This is a genomic window from Streptomyces sp. NBC_00122, from assembly GCF_045160845.1.
In the GTDB taxonomy this organism is placed as follows: domain Bacteria; phylum Actinomycetota; class Actinomycetes; order Streptomycetales; family Streptomycetaceae; genus Streptomyces.
In genome coordinates this window covers 6,914,920-6,931,095 of record NZ_CP108191.1, presented here as the reverse complement: position 1 = coordinate 6,931,095, position 16,176 = coordinate 6,914,920, and the positions used below count along the sequence as shown (strand labels likewise).

13 protein-coding genes are annotated in these 16,176 nt (G+C 71.7%); 6 read left to right on the top strand and 7 right to left on the bottom strand.

The genetic code is table 11. The features are described from left to right. Nucleotides 1–77: 77 nt before the first annotated feature. Genes OG737_RS31590 through OG737_RS31570 form a run of 5 tightly spaced genes read left to right on the top strand, consistent with a single transcriptional unit; the run spans nucleotide 78 to nucleotide 7,552 of the window. Complete coding sequence (locus tag OG737_RS31590) at nucleotides 78–1,361, top strand: AMP-binding protein (protein ID WP_328929617.1); 1,284 nt, start codon at nucleotides 78–80, stop codon at nucleotides 1,359–1,361. Further along, nucleotides 1,358–2,701 (top strand): MFS transporter, encoded by a 1,344-nt coding sequence (locus OG737_RS31585; RefSeq protein WP_328929616.1) that lies wholly within the window; start codon nucleotides 1,358–1,360, stop codon nucleotides 2,699–2,701. The genes OG737_RS31590 and OG737_RS31585 overlap by 4 nt, the downstream gene beginning before the upstream one ends. Continuing rightward, nucleotides 2,698–3,843, top strand: coding sequence for a GNAT family N-acetyltransferase (locus OG737_RS31580; RefSeq protein ID WP_328929615.1), 1,146 nt, complete (start codon nucleotides 2,698–2,700; stop codon nucleotides 3,841–3,843). Before OG737_RS31585 ends, OG737_RS31580 begins: the two co-directional genes overlap by 4 nt. Further along, a complete protein-coding gene (locus OG737_RS31575) occupies nucleotides 3,840–4,988 on the top strand; it encodes an acyl-protein synthase (RefSeq protein ID WP_328929614.1) in 1,149 nt (382 codons plus the stop codon). Before OG737_RS31580 ends, OG737_RS31575 begins: the two co-directional genes overlap by 4 nt. Further along, entirely contained in the window at nucleotides 4,985–7,552 is a 2,568-nt protein-coding gene (locus OG737_RS31570) for an acyl-CoA reductase (RefSeq protein WP_405676788.1), read from the top strand. The genes OG737_RS31575 and OG737_RS31570 overlap by 4 nt, the downstream gene beginning before the upstream one ends. A gap of 59 nt (nucleotides 7,553–7,611) precedes the next feature. Here the strand turns inward: OG737_RS31570 and OG737_RS31565 are convergent, their stop codons facing one another. Continuing rightward, the gene (locus tag OG737_RS31565) at nucleotides 7,612–9,153 is read right to left on the bottom strand and encodes an IS1182 family transposase (protein ID WP_405681290.1); all 1,542 of its coding nucleotides are present in this window, start codon (nucleotides 9,151–9,153) and stop codon (nucleotides 7,612–7,614) included. A gap of 212 nt (nucleotides 9,154–9,365) precedes the next feature. After that, nucleotides 9,366–10,244 carry a LysR family transcriptional regulator gene (locus OG737_RS31560; RefSeq protein WP_328929612.1) on the bottom strand — a complete coding sequence of 293 codons (879 nt, stop codon included), beginning with the start codon at nucleotides 10,242–10,244 and terminating at the stop codon, nucleotides 9,366–9,368. 120 nt (nucleotides 10,245–10,364) lie between these two features. On the opposite strand from OG737_RS31560, the gene OG737_RS31555 reads away from it, so the two are divergent. Further along, complete coding sequence (locus tag OG737_RS31555; protein WP_328929611.1) at nucleotides 10,365–10,868, top strand: cupin domain-containing protein; 504 nt, start codon at nucleotides 10,365–10,367, stop codon at nucleotides 10,866–10,868. Between the two features lie 80 nt (nucleotides 10,869–10,948). Here OG737_RS31555 and OG737_RS31550 read toward each other — a convergent pair whose 3' ends face one another. The 5 genes from OG737_RS31550 to OG737_RS31530 form a co-directional block, all read right to left on the bottom strand. Continuing rightward, nucleotides 10,949–11,650 carry a DUF4232 domain-containing protein gene (locus tag OG737_RS31550; RefSeq protein ID WP_328929610.1) on the bottom strand — a complete coding sequence of 234 codons (702 nt, stop codon included), beginning with the start codon at nucleotides 11,648–11,650 and terminating at the stop codon, nucleotides 10,949–10,951. 150 nt (nucleotides 11,651–11,800) lie between these two features. After that, a complete protein-coding gene (locus OG737_RS31545; protein WP_328929609.1) occupies nucleotides 11,801–12,226 on the bottom strand; it encodes a VOC family protein in 426 nt (141 codons plus the stop codon). Beyond that, nucleotides 12,223–12,846, bottom strand: a complete 624-nt coding sequence (locus tag OG737_RS31540) for a DUF308 domain-containing protein (RefSeq protein WP_328929608.1) — start codon at nucleotides 12,844–12,846, stop codon at nucleotides 12,223–12,225. Before OG737_RS31540 ends, OG737_RS31545 begins: the two co-directional genes overlap by 4 nt. A 178-nt stretch (nucleotides 12,847–13,024) precedes the next feature. Next, nucleotides 13,025–15,190, bottom strand: a complete 2,166-nt coding sequence (gene helR, locus OG737_RS31535) for an RNA polymerase recycling motor ATPase HelR (RefSeq protein WP_328929607.1) — start codon at nucleotides 15,188–15,190, stop codon at nucleotides 13,025–13,027. A gap of 482 nt (nucleotides 15,191–15,672) precedes the next feature. Beyond that, nucleotides 15,673–16,137, bottom strand: a complete 465-nt coding sequence (locus OG737_RS31530; RefSeq protein ID WP_328929606.1) for a hypothetical protein — start codon at nucleotides 16,135–16,137, stop codon at nucleotides 15,673–15,675. Nucleotides 16,138–16,176: the final 39 nt, after the last annotated feature.

Here is a 16,176-nt window from a genome sequence, read left to right as displayed (position 1 = left end):
GATCCCGCGGCTGAGTTCTCACTCGCCGCGCCCCGCCGTGGCTCCCGTCCCATTTCCCGTCACCAAGGCAAAGGCCCATGTCCGCCCAGCAACTCTCGGACCTCATACGTTTCGCCCGCCACAACTCGCCCTTCTACCAAGACCTTTACGCGCCCCTTTCGCCGCACGCCGACCGCCTCACCGACCTGCCGGTGGTCGACCAGCAGGAGTTCTGGGAGGCCAACACCCTTCATGGCAGCCGGGTACTGACCGGCCCGCTCAGCGAGGCCACGGTCTACAAGACCGGCGGCACCACGGGGGCCCCCAAGTTCTCCGTCTACACGCGCGACGAGTGGCGCACCTTCGTCACCTCCTTCGGCCAGGGACTCGTGGACACGGGTCTGCGCCCGGGACACCGCGTCGCCGACCTCTTCTACGCCGGGGAGCTGTACGCCAGCTTCCTCTTCGTCCTCGACTCGCTCACCCACGCGCCCGTGGACAACGTCCGCCTGCCCATCGGCGGCGGCGCGCCGCTGGAGTCGACGATCCCCACACTGCGCGATCTCGCCGCCCAGGTACTGGCCGGCACGCCCACCACCCTGTGCAGGCTCGCCGAACAAGCCGTCGCGTCCGGTGCCCGGCTCGACTCGGTGGAGTTGCTCCTCTTCGGCGGCGAGGCCCTCTTCGACGACCAACGGCGCTTGCTGGCCGCCGCGTTCCCCCGCGCCGAGGCGCGTTCCATCGGATACGCAAGCGTCGACGCCGGCCTCCTCGGCCGCCCCGTACCCGGCACCGACACCCGCGTGCACCGGGCCTTCACCCCGTACTCGGTCGTCGAGATCCTCGACGACTCCACCGATGAGCCCATCACCGAACCGGGTCGGCCCGGCCGGGTCGTCGTCACCAGCCTCTTCCGCCGCCTCATGCCGATCATCCGGTACCCCGCCGGCGACCGGGCCGAGTGGACCGGAACCGGGCCCGGACACTTCCGGATCCTCGGCCGCGCCGAGGAGGGCGTACGGGTCGGCCCCGTCTCCCTCTACACCCAGGACGCCCAGGACGCCGTGGCTTCCGCGGACACCGCGGGGCACGTGGTCGGCATGCAGCTCGTCGTCCGCCGGTGGGACGGCCGCGACGGGCTCGTCCTGCGGCTGGCGACGGCCCCCGGCGACGACACCTCCGGTGCGGTCGACGGTGGCCGGGAGGCACTGGCCAAGGCGGTCCTCACGGAGCTGGAGACCGTACGGCCGCTGTATCCGGACAGCGTGCGCGCCGGATTCGTGCACCCGCTGTCCGTGGAGTGGGCGCGCCACCGCGACCTCACCGTCAACCCGCGCTCGGGCAAGCTCGTCCGGGTCCTCGACGAGAGGCCGACCGCGTGACCGCCTCACCCGTTTCCGTACATGAGACCGAGACCGGGACCGGCGCGGAGACCCGCGCCGAGGCCGGCGGGCGGCGCGCTCCGCTGATCCTGCGCAACCGCGCCTTCGGCGCCGTGTGGCTCGGCCAGGTCCTCGCCCAGGCCGCCATCCGCATGTTCCAGGTCGGTGTCTCCTGGTGGATCGTCGCGTACGCCGTGCACGACTCCCGTGGTCTGGCCTCCGGGCTGTTCATGGCCGCCTGCACGCTGCCCGCCGTGGCGCTGGCGCCCGCCGTGGCCGGGGCCGTCGCCCGGTTCGCCCACCGCTCGGTGCTGCGGACCGCCGCCGGGCTGGCCGGGGCCGCCTCGGGCGTCCTCGCGCTGTGGGCGTACGGCGGCGGCCTGCCGCTCCCCGCCGTCTACGCCGCGGCTCTCGCCCTGGCCACCTGCCAGGCGTTCTTCGACCCCTGCCTGACCACCTCGGTGCCGGAACTCGTCGACGACGCCGACATCGAGACGGCCACCGGCTTCGAGCTGTCCACCCAGTCCCTGGCCGGTCTCGGAGGAGCGCTGCTCGGAGCCCTCACCGTCGACCGGGCTGGCGTGGCCGGGCTGGCCGTCGGCTGCGCGGCCGCCTACCTCGGCGCCGCCGTCCTCGTCGCGAGCGCCCGCTTCCGCGCGGCCCCGACCGCCGCATCCGACCCGACGGCAGCCGTGCCCCGGCGGCGGGGGCTCCGCCGCATCCTGGACGAACTGCCCTACGTGCGGCGGATCCTGATCTGCTTCACCGCGGCGAACCTCTTCACCACCGCCGTGTTCGTCGTCATCCCCCTCTACACCCGCTCGGTCCTCCAGGGCGGTGGCGGCACCGTGGCACTGCTGGAGGCCTCCCTGGGGGCCGGCACCCTCATCGGCGCCTTCACCGGCACCCGCGTGCCGGGACGGCCCACGGTCGCCGGCGCCTACTGCCTGGGCCTGATGGCCCTCGCCCTGGCACTGCCCGGGCTGGTCGCGCACCGTGCGGTCGTCGCGGGCTGCCTGGCCGTGGCCGGCTGGTGCGCCGGGGCCGTCGGCGTCCGCTTCGTGGCCCTCTTCCAGCGGCTGGTGCCTACGGCGGACAAGCCCGGGTTCTTCGCCGTGATGCAGGCCGTACTGGGCGCCTCCCTGCCGGTGGCATCCCTGGTGTTCGGCTCCGCCGGCGACTTCTTCTCGCCCCGGACGCTGTGCCTGGTGCAGGGCGTCGGCCTGGTCCCCGCCGCCTGCGCGCTGGCCCTGCTCGGGTCCCGTACGGCCGCGCCGCCCACAGCGGATGCGGGTACGGATACAGACCGCGGCCCGGAACCCGTCGGAGGCGAGCGGTGAATCCCGTCATCACCCCGGCCGCCTGCGCGGACATCGCCGAATTGCGCCAGCTCTACTACGCCGTCTACGGGCCCCACTACCCCGTGGCCCTCGGCACGGACCCGGCCGAAATGGCCCGGCTCATCGAGGACCCGCACTCCCTGTGGCTCGTCGGCCGCTGCGCCGACACCGGGGCCCTGACCGCGTCCGCCGCCATCCACGGTGAGGCGGGCAGTCGCATCGGCCGCCTGGAAGGCATCGCCGTACATCCCGAGCACCGTTCCGCCGGCCTGGCCGCAGCCCTGACCGAGGCACTGTGCGCCGGAATGCTGGACACGGGCCGACTGGACTCGGTGTACGCGACCGTACGCACCGTCAGCGCCGGTCCGCAGCGCGTCGTGGCGCGCAACGGCTTCCGTCCGCTGGGCATCCTGCCCAACGCGGTCGATCTCCGCAGCCGCGAGAGCCTCGCACTCTACGCGCGTCACTCCACCGGTGTGCTCGATCGCCGGATGCCCGTCACCGAAGTGCCCGCCCCGCTGCTGCCGTTGCTGCGCACCGCCGAAGCCACGCTCGGCATCGGCTACCCCGGGGTCCGGGCCGCCGCCGACCCGCTCCCGGAACCCGCGCCGCAAGGGGCCGTCGAACAACTGGAGATGATCGAGGCGCCGGCCTTCGTACGCCGCCGCTTCCGCGAGCAGTTCCCGGGCGCCGAGGGCTGGTTCTACCCGCTGCACACCCCGAACGTGCTGCTCACTCCCGAAGACGGCCGGTTCGAGGTCTACGCCTACCTCAACCGCGCCGGAGGGTACTGCTCCCTGTTGACCGCCCACCCCGACCCGGCCGCCGCGGCCGCGTACCTCGAACCCGTCACCCGGGCCCTGGCCCGCGCGGGCGCCGGCTACGTCGAGGCCCTGGTGCCGCTCGCGCACCAGGAGGCCCTCTCGGCCTTCCTGGCCCAGGGGTTCGTCGCCGGGGCTCTCTACCCGGCGATGCGCGCGGACGGCGACGGCTTCCACGACTACGCCGTCCTGTCCCGTTCCAGCGAGCGGATCGACTTCCGCGGCGTCGCCGTCGAACCGCCCCTCCAGCCCTATCTGGACTGCTACGTGTCGGCCTGGGCGTCGGCACACCTGCCCACATCATCCGAGGTTGCCCTGTGAACCCCCATCTCGCGCCGGTCGCCGTACCCGACCCGGCCCTCCTGCCGCACGTACAACAGCTGTGCGACCTGACCGACCCGTACGCCTGCGGGCCCGCGGAGGACGAACTGTTCGCCGCCGCCATGGCGGAGACCAACGCCTGGCACACCGAGCGTTCCTCCTTCTTCCGCTCCCTGTACGAGGCCACTCCCCCGGCGGAGCCGTACCGGGCGCCCCTGGTCCACGCGAACTTCTTCAAGTGCCACGAGGTGCTCTCCATCCCCCGCGAGGAGGTCGAGCTGCACCTCACCTCCTCCGGCACCACAGGCCAGAAGTCGCAGATGTTCTTCGACCACTGGACCATCCGATCCGCCCAGCGCATGGTCGCCCGGATCTTCGAGCGCAACGGCTGGATCACCCCCGACCAGGAGGTCAACTACCTCCTGTACAGCTATGAGCCGGCCCCCTCCCTGAACCTGGGGACCGCCTTCACCGACAACTACCTGTGCGATTTCGCCCCGGCGCGCAGCGTCGAGTACGCGCTGCGCAACACCGGCGGCGACCACGAGTTCGACCCCTTCGGCTGCATCGCCGCGCTGCGCCGCTTCGAGCGGGAGGACGCCCCGGTCCGCATCCTCGGCTTCCCGGCCTTCCTCTTCTTCACCCTGGAACGGATGCGGGCCATGGGGCTGCCTCCGCTGCGCCTGCCCGAGGGCTCCCTCGTCGTACTCGGCGGAGGCTGGAAGGGGCACGCCGACCGGCGGATCGGCAAGGAGGAGCTGTACGCCCGCGTCACCGAGCAGCTCGGCATCCCGGGTGAGCGGATCCGGGACACCTTCGGGTCGGTGGAGCACTGCATCCCGTACATCGAGTGCGACCACCACCGGCTGCACGCCCCCGTCTGGTCCCGGGTGACGATCCGCTCCACCCGCACGCTCGAACCCGTGCCGTACGGGGAGCGGGGCTATCTGCACCTCGTGTCGCCGTACATCACCTCGGTGCCGGCGCAGAGCGTGGTCATGGGCGACCTCGCCTCCCTCCAGCCGGGGGACGCCTGCGGGTGCGAGCTGGAGACCCCCTGGTTCACCGTCCACGGCCGTGCCGGGGTGAGCCGCAACCGCAGCTGCGCGGTGGCCGCAGCGGAACTGATGAAGGGCATGGCGTGACCGTGACGGAGACCAAGGCCGCGAACGACCGGCACGGCAGCGGCGACGGCGCCGCACCCCACTACTGGCAGGGCACCTTCATCGGCGACGAGGAGGCCGGGCGCCACCTGGCCGACCTGCCGGCGGCCGTCGAGGCCGCGCTGGCCACGGTCCTGGAGACCGAGACCGTCCTGGCCGCCTGCGACGCCCTCGCCACCGCCCTGCGCGACCCGGCCCATCCGGTACGCGCCCGGCTCGCCGCGCACCTGCCCGAGGGCGAGGACCCGGCCGTCCTGGCCGAGCTCGGCAGCCTCCTCGGCCGGCGCGAGCTGACGCGCAAGCTGCGCCGGGAACTCGGCAGCGCCACTCCCGGGCGGCTGAACCGGGCCGATCCGCGCGAGACGGTCTACGAGGCGTGGGCGCCCGTGGGCCTGGTCGCCCACATCGCCCCGGGCAACGCCGCGACGGTCGCGCCGCTGAGCATCGTCGAGGGCCTGCTCGCCGGAAACGTCAACATCCTCAAGACCAGCAGCGCCGACACCCTCCTGACCCAGCATCTGATGGCCGAGCTCGCGGCCCTGGACCCCAGCGGCGCACTGGCCGGGCGGATCGTCGTCCTGCGCTTCCCCTCGTCCCGGCAGGAGTGGCTGCGACTGATGTGCGCGCCCGCCGACGCCGTCGCCGTATGGGGCGGAGAAGGCGCGGTCGAAGGGGTGGCGGCCCATGTGCCGTCCGGATGCCGACTGGTGGAGTGGGGGCACCGGATCTCCTTCGCGTACCTGACGGGCGACGCCTGGTCCGATGCCGGCACCCTCGACGCCCTCGCGGACGATGTGTGCCTGCACGAGCAGCAGGCGTGTTCCAGCCCCCAGGTGGTCTACCTCGACACCGAGGACGAGGGCGAGGTGTTCGCCTTCGCCGAGCGTCTCGCCGCGGTCCTCGCGGCCCGGCCGCCGGCCGTGACCACCGCGTCGGCGGGCGGGGCGGGCGGGCCTGATCCCGCCGAGGAGGCCGAGCTGACCACCACCGAGCTGGTGGCCCGGCTGGAGGAACACCTGGGCCTGACCCGGGTGTTCGCCGCGCCCGACGGGTCGTGGCGGGTCATGGCCGACACGCGCTCCCCGCTCACCGCCTCGCCGCTGCACCGCAGCGTGTGGGTCAAGCCGCTGCCCCGCAAGCGGCTGATCGCCACCCTGCGCCCGATGCGCCGCTATCTGCAGACGGCGGGCCTCGCGGGCAGCCGGACCGACATCGCAGAGCTCTCCCGCACCGCGCTGGCCGCGGGCGTCACCCGCGTCACGCCGGTCGGCGCCATGCTGGAAAGCTACGCGGGCGAGCCGCACGACGGCGTCTACGCCCTGCAGCGCTACAGCCGCCGTGTCGCGGTCCAGGCCGACCCGGCCCGCTTCGCCACCACCTCCTGCCTCGACGACCTGGCCCGGCCCGTCGTGCTGCCGCAGCCCGCCGGTCCGCTGCTGGGCAAGGAGGACGTGCAGGAGTCGGCCCGACAGGTGGCGCGGGCCGATGCCGAGCTGTACTTCCGCAGCGGCGGCAGCACCGGCGCGCCGGCCCTGTCGATCTTCAGTTACGACGACTACGACACCCAGATGCACGCCGCCGCCCGCGGCCTGCTCGCCGCCGGCTACGACCCGGTCGGGGACCGCACCGCCAACCTCTTCTACTGCGGCGGCATGTACGGCAGCTTCATCAGCTTCTTCTCCGTACTGGAACGGCTCGGCGGGGTGCAGCTGCCGCTGTCCGCGGGACCGGACCACCGGGCGACGGCCCGGGCCATCATCGACCACGGGGCCGACACCCTCTTCGGCATGCCCTCCTACCTGTGGCAGCTGCTGCACGCGGAGGCGGACGCACTGCGCGCGTACGGAGGTCTGCGCAAGGTCTTCTACGGCGGCGAGCACTTCACGCAGGAGCAGCAGCGCACGCTGAAGGACACGTTCGGCATCGAGGCCGTCCGCTCGATCACGTACGGCAGTACGGACCTCGGCCCGCTGGGCTACCAGTGCACCGAAAGCTCCGGCGGTGTCCACCACCTGCACGCCGACCTCCACACGATGGAGATCCTGGACCTGGCCGAGGACCGGCCGGTGGCCCCGGGCGAGACGGGCCGGCTGGTCTTCACCACGCACGCCCGGCGCGGCCAGCACCTGGGCCGGTACGTGATAGGCGACCTCGGCCGGGAGGTCCCGGGCCGCTGCCCGTGCGGCCGGCACGCGCCCCGCTTCGAGCTGCGGGGGCGCACCGGTGACGTGATGCGGGTGGCGACGTACTTCCTCAATCACCGCCGCTTCCTGGCGCTGGCGGAGGAACGCGGCGGGCACCGCGGCGAGCTGCAGATCCGGCTGGACGCCGCGGACGCACGCGAGCGGCTGACCGTACGGGTGGAGCGGGCCGGGGCGACGGACCCGGAGCGGCTGCGGGAGGTCTTCCTGGCCGGCTACCCGGAGCTCCGCTCGGCGGTGACGGAGCGTCTGCTGGACCTGGTGGTCGAGGCCGTGGACGGCGCGTCCCTGGACCGCAGCCCGACCAGTGGGAAGCTCCTCGCGGTGGTGGACGCGCGCCGCTAGAAGGCTGATGAAGATCTTGTTGTGGGGCTGTCCGGCCGTAGGCCGGGTGGCCCCTGGGTCTATGTGGTGGCGGGGGTGAGGGCCCAGGTGGTGCCGGTGTGGGTGAGTCCGAGGTTGATGAGGCGGCGGAGGTTTAGGGCGGCTGCCCGATTGTGGAGCCAGGTGTTGTTCTTGAGGACGCCGCGGTAGGGGACGCGGCGGTTGCCTCTGGCGACGAGCCAGGCGATGGCGCGTTCGACGGGTGGTCGCCAGCGGCGGTATTCGTCCTGCCATTCCTGGCTGGTGGCGGCCTGGTCCCGGGCGGCTTTGAGGAGGTCGTACTGGGGATGGACACTGAAGACGCGTCCGGTCTTGGACCTGGTGCAGCGGTCGCGCAAAGGGCAATCGAGGCAGAGCTTCTTGAACTGGGCCTGGCGGTTGCCTCCTGCGAGGGGGCGGCCGAGGGGCTTGGTGTGGCCGGCCGGGCAGGTGACGGTCCCGGCCTGGGTATCGGCCTGGAAATCGTCCGTGCTGAATCCGCCGGGGACTGCCTGCCGCAGTGGCGGCGGCTTGATCACCAGGGTGTGGCCGTCGGCTTCGAGGCTCTGGCGGAGGTCGCCGGTGCCGTAGGCCGTGTCGCCGAGGACGGTCAGTTCCTGGTCCTCGTCGGCAAGGAGGTCTGGGGCGACGGCGGCCTCGTGGTTGTCGGCTCCGCTGCCGGCGGTGAGAGCGACCTCGGTGAACAGTCCCGCCTCGGGCTCGAACACGGCATGCGCACGGAAGCCCTCCTGATGGCGGGTTCGGTTCTTGTGGATGTGCCGGGCCTCGGGATCAATCGTGGACACCACGCGGTCGGGTGCGGTCCCCCGGGTGATGCGCCAGCGTCCGTCACGGCCGTCGGACTCCTGGGCCGGTTCGACGTCCTGGCCTGCGACCAGGGCCAGCAGGCCGGCCGCGTTCGCGGCCTTCTCGCCGAGTTCTTGTTCGGGCAGGTGGCCCAGCAGCCGCAGCGCGTCACCAACGAGGGCGTCCACCAGATCCGCCCTGGCCTGCTGGTCGTTCCAGGCGATCCTCGGTTTGCCCGGGTCGCCGTAGTCGTGGGCGGTGCACTGCACGGCCGCGACAGGTCCGGCGCCGGGGACCTCACGGATCACTGCCCGCACGGCGGAAATCAGCTGGGTGACGGTGTCCTGGGTGGCCACCGCATCGTCGAGGACGGTGGAGTCCAGTGCCCGCCGGTGCTTTCCCTTCAGCACGCCGGTGGCCTTCACGACCTCGCGCACCGCCTCGAAGACCCGGTTCGGGCGGGCCGAGCGGGCCAGGCGGCGGCGGAAGTAGGCCAGCAGCGAAGGATCGAACGCCATATCGTGCAAGCCGAGCCCACACGCGGCCTTCCACCGCAGGTCACAGCGTAATTCCTGGACCGTCTCGAAGTCCGACATCCCATGCAGGGCCTGCAAAGTGATCGCCGCGGCCAGAACCTGCGGAGGCATTGACGGACGGCCGTTCGCCGACGGATACATGTCCTCGAACATCACCGCGGGAAATAGCTGCCCACGGTGCTCGGCCAGGAACGCGAACACGCTCCCGACCGGGATTAACTCCCGGCACGTAGCCCACACATCCGGCCCGACCGTCTCCCCGACCCACTCCCCTTGAACCACGAAAACGAGTCTGCCCCGCCGCTCCCGCGGCGGGGCCAGAACCCAACATTTTCATCAGCCTTCTAGGGCCTGTCGTCACGGAGAGCCGCCGGCTCTGGTCGGTCGACCGGGGCCGGCGGCTCTCCGCTGCCGGGCACGCGCCGGGACCCAGTCGGCCAGCCCGGCCTCGGTCACCGGCAGGAGGTACGGGCGAGTGCGGCGAGCAGGTGACGCAGCACGGGGCCGGGCGGGCCCGGCGGTACGGCGAGCGAGGTGGTGAGGGCGGGCTCGGCCAGCGGGCGCAGGGCCACCTGGTGGACGGCGGGCAGCCCGACCACGTCGTAGAACACGGTCCAGGAGGGTGTGCCGGCGCCGATGGCGGTGAGCGTCTCCTGGAAGGTGGTGAACGAAGGACCCAGGAGCGGCTCGGCTCCGACGGCACGCACAGCGTCGGTGATCAGGTCGTGGAACGGCGGGTTGTGCTCCCGTGGAGCGAGCCGCAGGGGCAGGCCGGCCAGCTCCTCCACGTGCAGGACGGGGCTGTTCGCGAGCGGATGCCCCTCGGGCATGGCCACGTACAGCGGGTCGCTCCACACCGGCAGGACCTCCAGTCCCGGTGCCGCGTCCAGGCCCCGTACGAGAGCCGCGTCCAGCTCGCCGGAACGCAGGGCGGCCAGCCGTTCCGCTACGGGCAGGCGCCGCGGCCGGACCTGGAGCCGGGGACTGGTGGCCGTCAGCTCGTGCAGGAGGCGGTAGACCCGGTCGCCGGGGCCGTGGACGGTGCCCAGCCGCAGGACCCCGTCGTGGCCCGAGGCGATCTCGGCGGCCACCTGGCGCGTGCGGTGCGCGGCCTCGAGTACGGCGCGCGCCTCCGGCAGCAACCGCTCGCCGGCACCCGAGAGGTGCACGCGCCGGGTGGACCGCTCGAAGAGCACGATCCCGAGTTCGCGTTCGAGGCGGCGGATCTGCCCGCTCACCGCCGACTGGACGATGCTGAGCCGCTCGGCGGCACGGCTGAAGCCGCCCTCCTCGGCGACGGCCACGAAGTACTGCAGCTGCCGCAGCTCCACGCGCCCCTCCGATTGATCTCGATCGGTGATTTCTGCAGGTGACAACCGCCTGTGGTGCACCGCTTCTTCCCGGGATCGAATGGGACCCGAACCGAGCGGTTCGCGAGAGGAGACCAGCAGATGTCCGAGGAAGTCCCGGATGCCGCGCCCGCGCTGATCGTGCGGTGCGAGGAGGCCGAACACGTCCCCCTGCCGCACGGCGGAGGCTTCCGCCTGCTGGCGGACGCCGGAGCGACGGGCGGCGCGCTGGGAGCCAACCGACTGACCCTCGGTGAAGGGGCCGACGGAGCCAGGCCACACCGTCACGACCTGTCGTCCGAGCTGTTCTACGTCCTGGACGGCACGGTGGAGTTCTTCCTGGACGGGGAGACGGCGTCGGTGGGGCAGGGCGGACTGGTCGTCGTCCCGCCGGGGATGCCGCACGCGTTCGGCGCGGCCCGGGGCTCCACGGCCGACCTGATCGCCGTACTGACGCCCGGCGTCGACCGCTTCGGCTACTTCCGCGCGCTCGGCCGCATCCAGCACGGCCAGGACTCCTTCGAGAGCCTTCTGCCCGAACAGGACCGCTACGACGTGCACTTCCTCGACGACACGGCCTGGCGGTCCCTGCGGGCAGCCTGCTGACGGGCGCCCTCGGTCGGCGACGGTGCACACGCACGGCCGCCGCCGGGACCGAAGTCCCGGCGGCGGCCGGCCACATGGGTTCAGGAGGGCTTGGTCGACGAGAACGCGGTGACGGTCACCTTGTTGTCGCACTCGGCGAAGACGCCGTCATCCATGGCGATCTGATGCGAGCCCGCGCCCGGCACACCGAGGACGAGGGTCGGGAAGCTGGCGGGCGTGGCGCCGGATACGCAGTAGCCGTCCGCCTCGCCTTGGACATTGACGAACGTGAGCTTCGTCCAGGCTCGGGCCCCCGGGGCCAGGGTCACCGTCGAGGCCGAGCCGCTCTGGGTGACGGCCAGCGGCAGGTTCTTGCCGGGCGAGCCGTTCCCGGCTCCTGCGACCGTCGGGAATCCGTTGAGTGTGCAGGGAGCCTTCGAGGTGTTGGTGACGGACACGATGGCAGCTCCCGTTCCCGTACCCGGCGGCCGGTCGTCGGCCTGGTGAGCATCCGAGGCCTTGATCTGGTCGATCTTGCACGCCTTCGTCCCGCCACCCGTACCGCCCGTACCGCCTGTACCGCCTGTACTGCCCGTACCGCCGGTACCGCCCGTGCCGCCCCCGGTGGAGGACGAGCCCCCGGTGGGCGTCGGCTTCGCCGGCTCCGAGCCCGCGGGCGGCGTCGACGGCTTGGCCGTCGCGCCGTCGTCGCCGGTGGGCGTGCAGCCCGCCGTCAAGGCTGTGACAGCCGCCGCCGTCACCAGCGCTGCCGCGATCCGGCAGACACCTGCTGTGTACTGCATTGGGCGCTCCCCGAGGTTCACGACCGGTCCCACACCGGCACTCGCGCATGGACACGGCACTGCGCCCCTCCCGGGTTCCCAGGCTGCGGCGCTGTGGCGGTTCCGTGACGCGACCATGACGAATGTCGCCGACCCGCCGGTGCCGGCTCCTCAGACGACCGGTTCGCCGATGCCCAGCAGGTTGCCCTCGCTGTCCCGGAACCAGACGGCGCGTTCACCCCGGGCGCCCTTGCTCGGGTAGTTCCCTTCGATATCGGCGATCCCGCCCCTCGTGCGGAAACCGGGCACGTCGACCTCCTCGAACACCACGCCGCGCCGTTCGAGCTCCGACACGACCGCCTCGATGTCGTCGACCTCCCACCCCATCTGGGTGAAGGTGCCGGGCGAGGATCCCGTCGACTTGAACACCGCGAATTCCGCGCTTCCGCACCGGTACAGCAGTCCACCGGGCCGTTCGTCGACGGGCTCCAGACCGAGCTTCTCGGAGTAGAAGCGCCGCGCGCGGTCCAGGTCCCCGGCGGGAAGCCTGGTCGCCGCGCGTGCCCGGGCCAGTGCGCTCCTGTCGTCTGCGTTCATGTCTCCACTGTGCCGTGAGCGGCGGCCGACGGGCGGGTGGCGGAGCGCAGTGCGAAGGCCATCACCACTTCGAACACGCCGAGCAGGACGAGCCACAGTCCCAGCAGCCGTGTCAGAGCGACGGCCGAGTCCACCGGGAAGCAGAGTACGACGATGCCGGCGACGGTGCCGAGGGCGCCCAGGCCGAAGAGCAGGCCGCGATGCACGAGCGTGCGGTCGGCGATCGCGACGTACGCCGTGAGCACTCCCGTCAGCAGCCAGAACACGCCGACGATCAGGGACAGCGCGCCGATCGTCTGCATCGGATGCCGCAGTACCAGGACGCCCGCCAGGAACGCCAGCATCGCGATCAGGACGCCCGCCAGTCTGCTGCCGCCCCCGTCGCTGCTGTGCGAGAAGGCCGTGACGAAACGGAAGACACCCGCGACCAGGAGCTGCAGACCGATGATCACGGCCAGGATGTGCAGCGTCTCGTCGGGCCAGACGAGCACCAGGATGCCTGGGATCAGGGTCGCGAGGGCGAAGCCGAGCGCCCAGCGCCAGGAGCTGCCGACCTGCTTGAGCGCGTCCTCGGGATCGTTCTGCGTGTGCTGCGGTGCCGCGTCGGGGGGTACGGTCATCACGCCTCCCAGGCCAGCCGCACGGCCCATAGGGGCACCTCGGAGCCGCCGGAATACCTTGTGTACCTTTCCGGGTCATTTTAGGTCGTTGTAGTACGACTCGCCGCTCCGGCGGGTGAGGCCATGCGCCGAGGCCGGGGCGGGGCGGTGGCGGCCGCCACCGCCCGGCCGGCCGGCGTCAGGAGCTCGTGAGGATGACGAGTTGCCGGGTCGCGCGGGTCATCGCGACGTAGCGGTCGACCGCTCCCCCGACGCCCTCGCCGAACGCCTCCGGGTCGATGAGGACGACCAGGTCGAACTCGAGCCCCTTCGACAGTGCCGGGGTCAGCGACCGGACCCGGGACGTAGCCGGGAAGGTGCCACCCCCGATGTCACCGGTACCGATGACGCAGGCGACCCCGTCGGCATGTGCGGCGAGCCAGGCGTCGAGGACCGAGTCCAGATCCGAGACGGATCCGTGGACGACGGGGACGCCGCTGCTGCGGATGGAGGCCGGCACGTTGGCGTCCGGGAGCACGGCTCGGATGACCGGCTCGGCTTCCGCCATGACCTCTTCCGGGGTCCGGTAGTTGATGCTCAGGGAAGCCATGTCGATCCGGTCGAGCCCGACCCGTTCGAGCCGTTCCCGCCACGACTCCGTGAACCCGTGCCTGGTCTGGGCCCGGTCCCCGACGATGGTGAAGCTCCGGGACGGGCAGCGGAGCAGCAGCATCTGCCACTCCGCGTCGGTCAGTTCCTGAGCCTCGTCCACGACGATGTGCGCGAACGGGCCTGCGAGCAGGTCCCGGTCGGCGCCGGGCAGTGCGGTCTCGTCGATCAGGCTGTCCTGCAGGTCCTTCCCCCGCAGCATCGTCACCGCGCCCTCACCGTCGGCATCGGCCGCGAGCACGCTGTCGATGACGCCGGCCATGCGCTCGCGTTCGGCCGCGACAGAGGCGTCCCGGCGACGCTTTCGCGCCGACGCCTCCGAATCACCGAGCCGCTGCCGGGCCGCGTCCAGGAGCGGCAGGTCGGACACCGTCCAGGCCTGGGCTTCCTCACGCTGCAGCTTGCGGACCTCGTCGCGGCTGAGCCAGGGAGCGCACTTGCGCAGGTAGGCGGGTACGGTCCAGAGGTCTCCGACGAGGTCGGTCGCTTCGAGCATCGGCCATGCGCGGTCGAGGGTCGTGACCAGCTCCCGGTTCTGCCGTAGCGACCTGTGGAACAGCTCGGGCGAGACCTCGTCGCCGTCGTGCTTGTCCAGCAGGATCGCGACCAGTTCCTCCCAGATCTGGTCGCGCGCCTCATTGTGCGGAGTACCGGGTTCCGGCGCTTCGAACGCCGCCGCCCAGTCGTCGGCGCTCAGCCAGATGTCGGACCAGTGGGTCGAGACCGTCATCCCCTTGGTGGGCGGCTCTTCGTAGATGCCGACGGCCGGCTCGATCGCCTTCACCATGTCCGCGGACGACTTCAGCGAGGCCACGTCCGGGTCGCGCTCGATCGCCGCTCCGGCTCCCTCGGCGACGAGGTCGCGCAGGATGCAGGTCTGCACGCCCTCCTCACCGAGGCTGGGGAGGACATCGGCGACGTAGTCCAGGTAGGGCCGGTGCGGACCGACGAACAGCACGCCGCCGCGACGGTGACCGAGGCGAGGATCGGAGTAGAGGAGGTGGGCGGTGCGGTGCAGAGCGACGACGGTCTTGCCCGTACCCGGACCGCCGTCGACGACGAGGGCGCCGCGGGATCCCGCCCGGATGATGGCGTCCTGATCGGCCTGGATGGTGCCGAGCACGTCCCGCATCCGGGACGACCGGTTGCTGCCCAGACTGGCGATGAAGGCGGACTGGTCGTCGAGCGCGGCGTGCCCTTCGAGCCCGTCCGAAGTGAACACCTCGTCCCAGTAGTCGCCGATCCGGCCGCGGGTCCAGCGGTACCGTCGGCGGCTTGCCAGACCCATCGGGTTGGCGTGGGTCGCCGCGAAGAACGGCTCGGCCGCGGGTGAACGCCAGTCGAGCAGCAGCCGGCGACCCGCGCTGTCGGTGAGGCCGAGTCGTCCGATGTACACGGGCTCGGAGCTGTCCGTGCCGACGATGCGTCCGAGGCACAGGTCCAGACCGAAGCGGCGCAAGGCACGCAGACGACCGGTCAGCCGGTGGATCTCCACGTCCCGGTCCATCGCTTCCCGGCCGATGCCGCCGGGCGCCAGGCGCGCGGCATCGAGACGGTCGGACACTTCGGCGATCGACTGCTCAAGGCACTCGGCGATGGCCGCGAAGTGCTGCTCGTCGCCGTCGATCAGCGTCGGGGCGGCCTTGGGTGAGAGGTGGTCGGGAAGGTCGAACGCGCTGGTGGTCAGGTGGTTCATGCCATCAGCCCCGATCCGGGGACGCGCCCGTGAAGCCCGGCAGCGCGCCCACCCGCGCCTCGGCGCCCCGGTGCCCGGTGCCTCAACCGCGACGCGAGTCCCGCCACCGGCTCGGCCTCGCCGCGCACCCCATAGAACGACAACAACAAATGCACTTCGTGAATCCCCCGTTTTCGCAGGTCCTGGCCTCGGTCCGCGATTCTGCCCCACGGCCGGGGCCTTGCCGCAAGCCCCCTGGTGCGCTATAAGTTGAGAGTGGCAAGGAGTGGTTACACCTCCTTGCCTTTCGTCTTCTCCACCCGCGATCGCGACCAACTCATCGGCGTCGCACGGACGTCCGGATCACCTTCGAACCCGAGTCGGTGCCCTTCTCGCTGGTCCGGCCCTTGGCCTCGCAGATCAATCGCTCGTCGCCGCGCACGGCTTCAAGGTCGGTCCAGCGGTCCGGTCGGGGCAACCGGCGTCCAGCCTTGGGCCAGTAGTCAGGTCCGGAACGCATCCGTGACCCGGCACTCGTCGCTGCCCCGTGCCAGGATCTTCGTCAGTACGGACAGATCCGCTTTCTGGTTGCGGCGCAGACGCCCGCGGGCGTCCGCGTCAAGGTCGGCCGGGCGGAGCACGACGAGCCGCAGACCGTGAGCGGGAATCTCCGCATCGCGCCTGGCGTCGTACAGCGCCCGCTGCTCACCCCGATGGACCCCGCTGATCGTGAGCCTGTCAGGCTTGTCGAAATGGGGCGTCGGCTGATCGTGCTGCAACTCGCGGTACTCGACCACGAGTTGATGCCCGGGCCAGTAGGCATCGACCGGCAGCCTGGCCCGCCGCCCGCCGGATCCAGGATCCCCGACCAGCCAGTCGAACCTGTGCTGCGCAACGGCCGTCTCGCCAAGCACCTGGTCGCACAGGCCGACTACGTACGCCTCATCGCTGTCATCCCTCGTTCCCATGACTCCGCATCATGACACCTGCCCCTGACGGCGACAGGC

Coding starts and splice junctions, on each gene's coding strand:
- OG737_RS31590 (WP_328929617.1), top strand. CDS start 78: ATGTCCGCCCAGCAACTCTCGGACCTCATACGTTTCGCCCGCCACAAC.
- OG737_RS31555 (WP_328929611.1), top strand. CDS start 10,365: ATGTCCGAGGAAGTCCCGGATGCCGCGCCCGCGCTGATCGTGCGGTGC.
- OG737_RS31550 (WP_328929610.1), bottom strand. CDS start 11,650: ATGCAGTACACAGCAGGTGTCTGCCGGATCGCGGCAGCGCTGGTGACG.
- OG737_RS31545 (WP_328929609.1), bottom strand. CDS start 12,226: ATGAACGCAGACGACAGGAGCGCACTGGCCCGGGCACGCGCGGCGACC.
- OG737_RS31540 (WP_328929608.1), bottom strand. CDS start 12,846: ATGACCGTACCCCCCGACGCGGCACCGCAGCACACGCAGAACGATCCC.
- helR (WP_328929607.1), bottom strand. CDS start 15,190: ATGAACCACCTGACCACCAGCGCGTTCGACCTTCCCGACCACCTCTCA.
- OG737_RS31530 (WP_328929606.1), bottom strand. CDS start 16,137: ATGGGAACGAGGGATGACAGCGATGAGGCGTACGTAGTCGGCCTGTGC.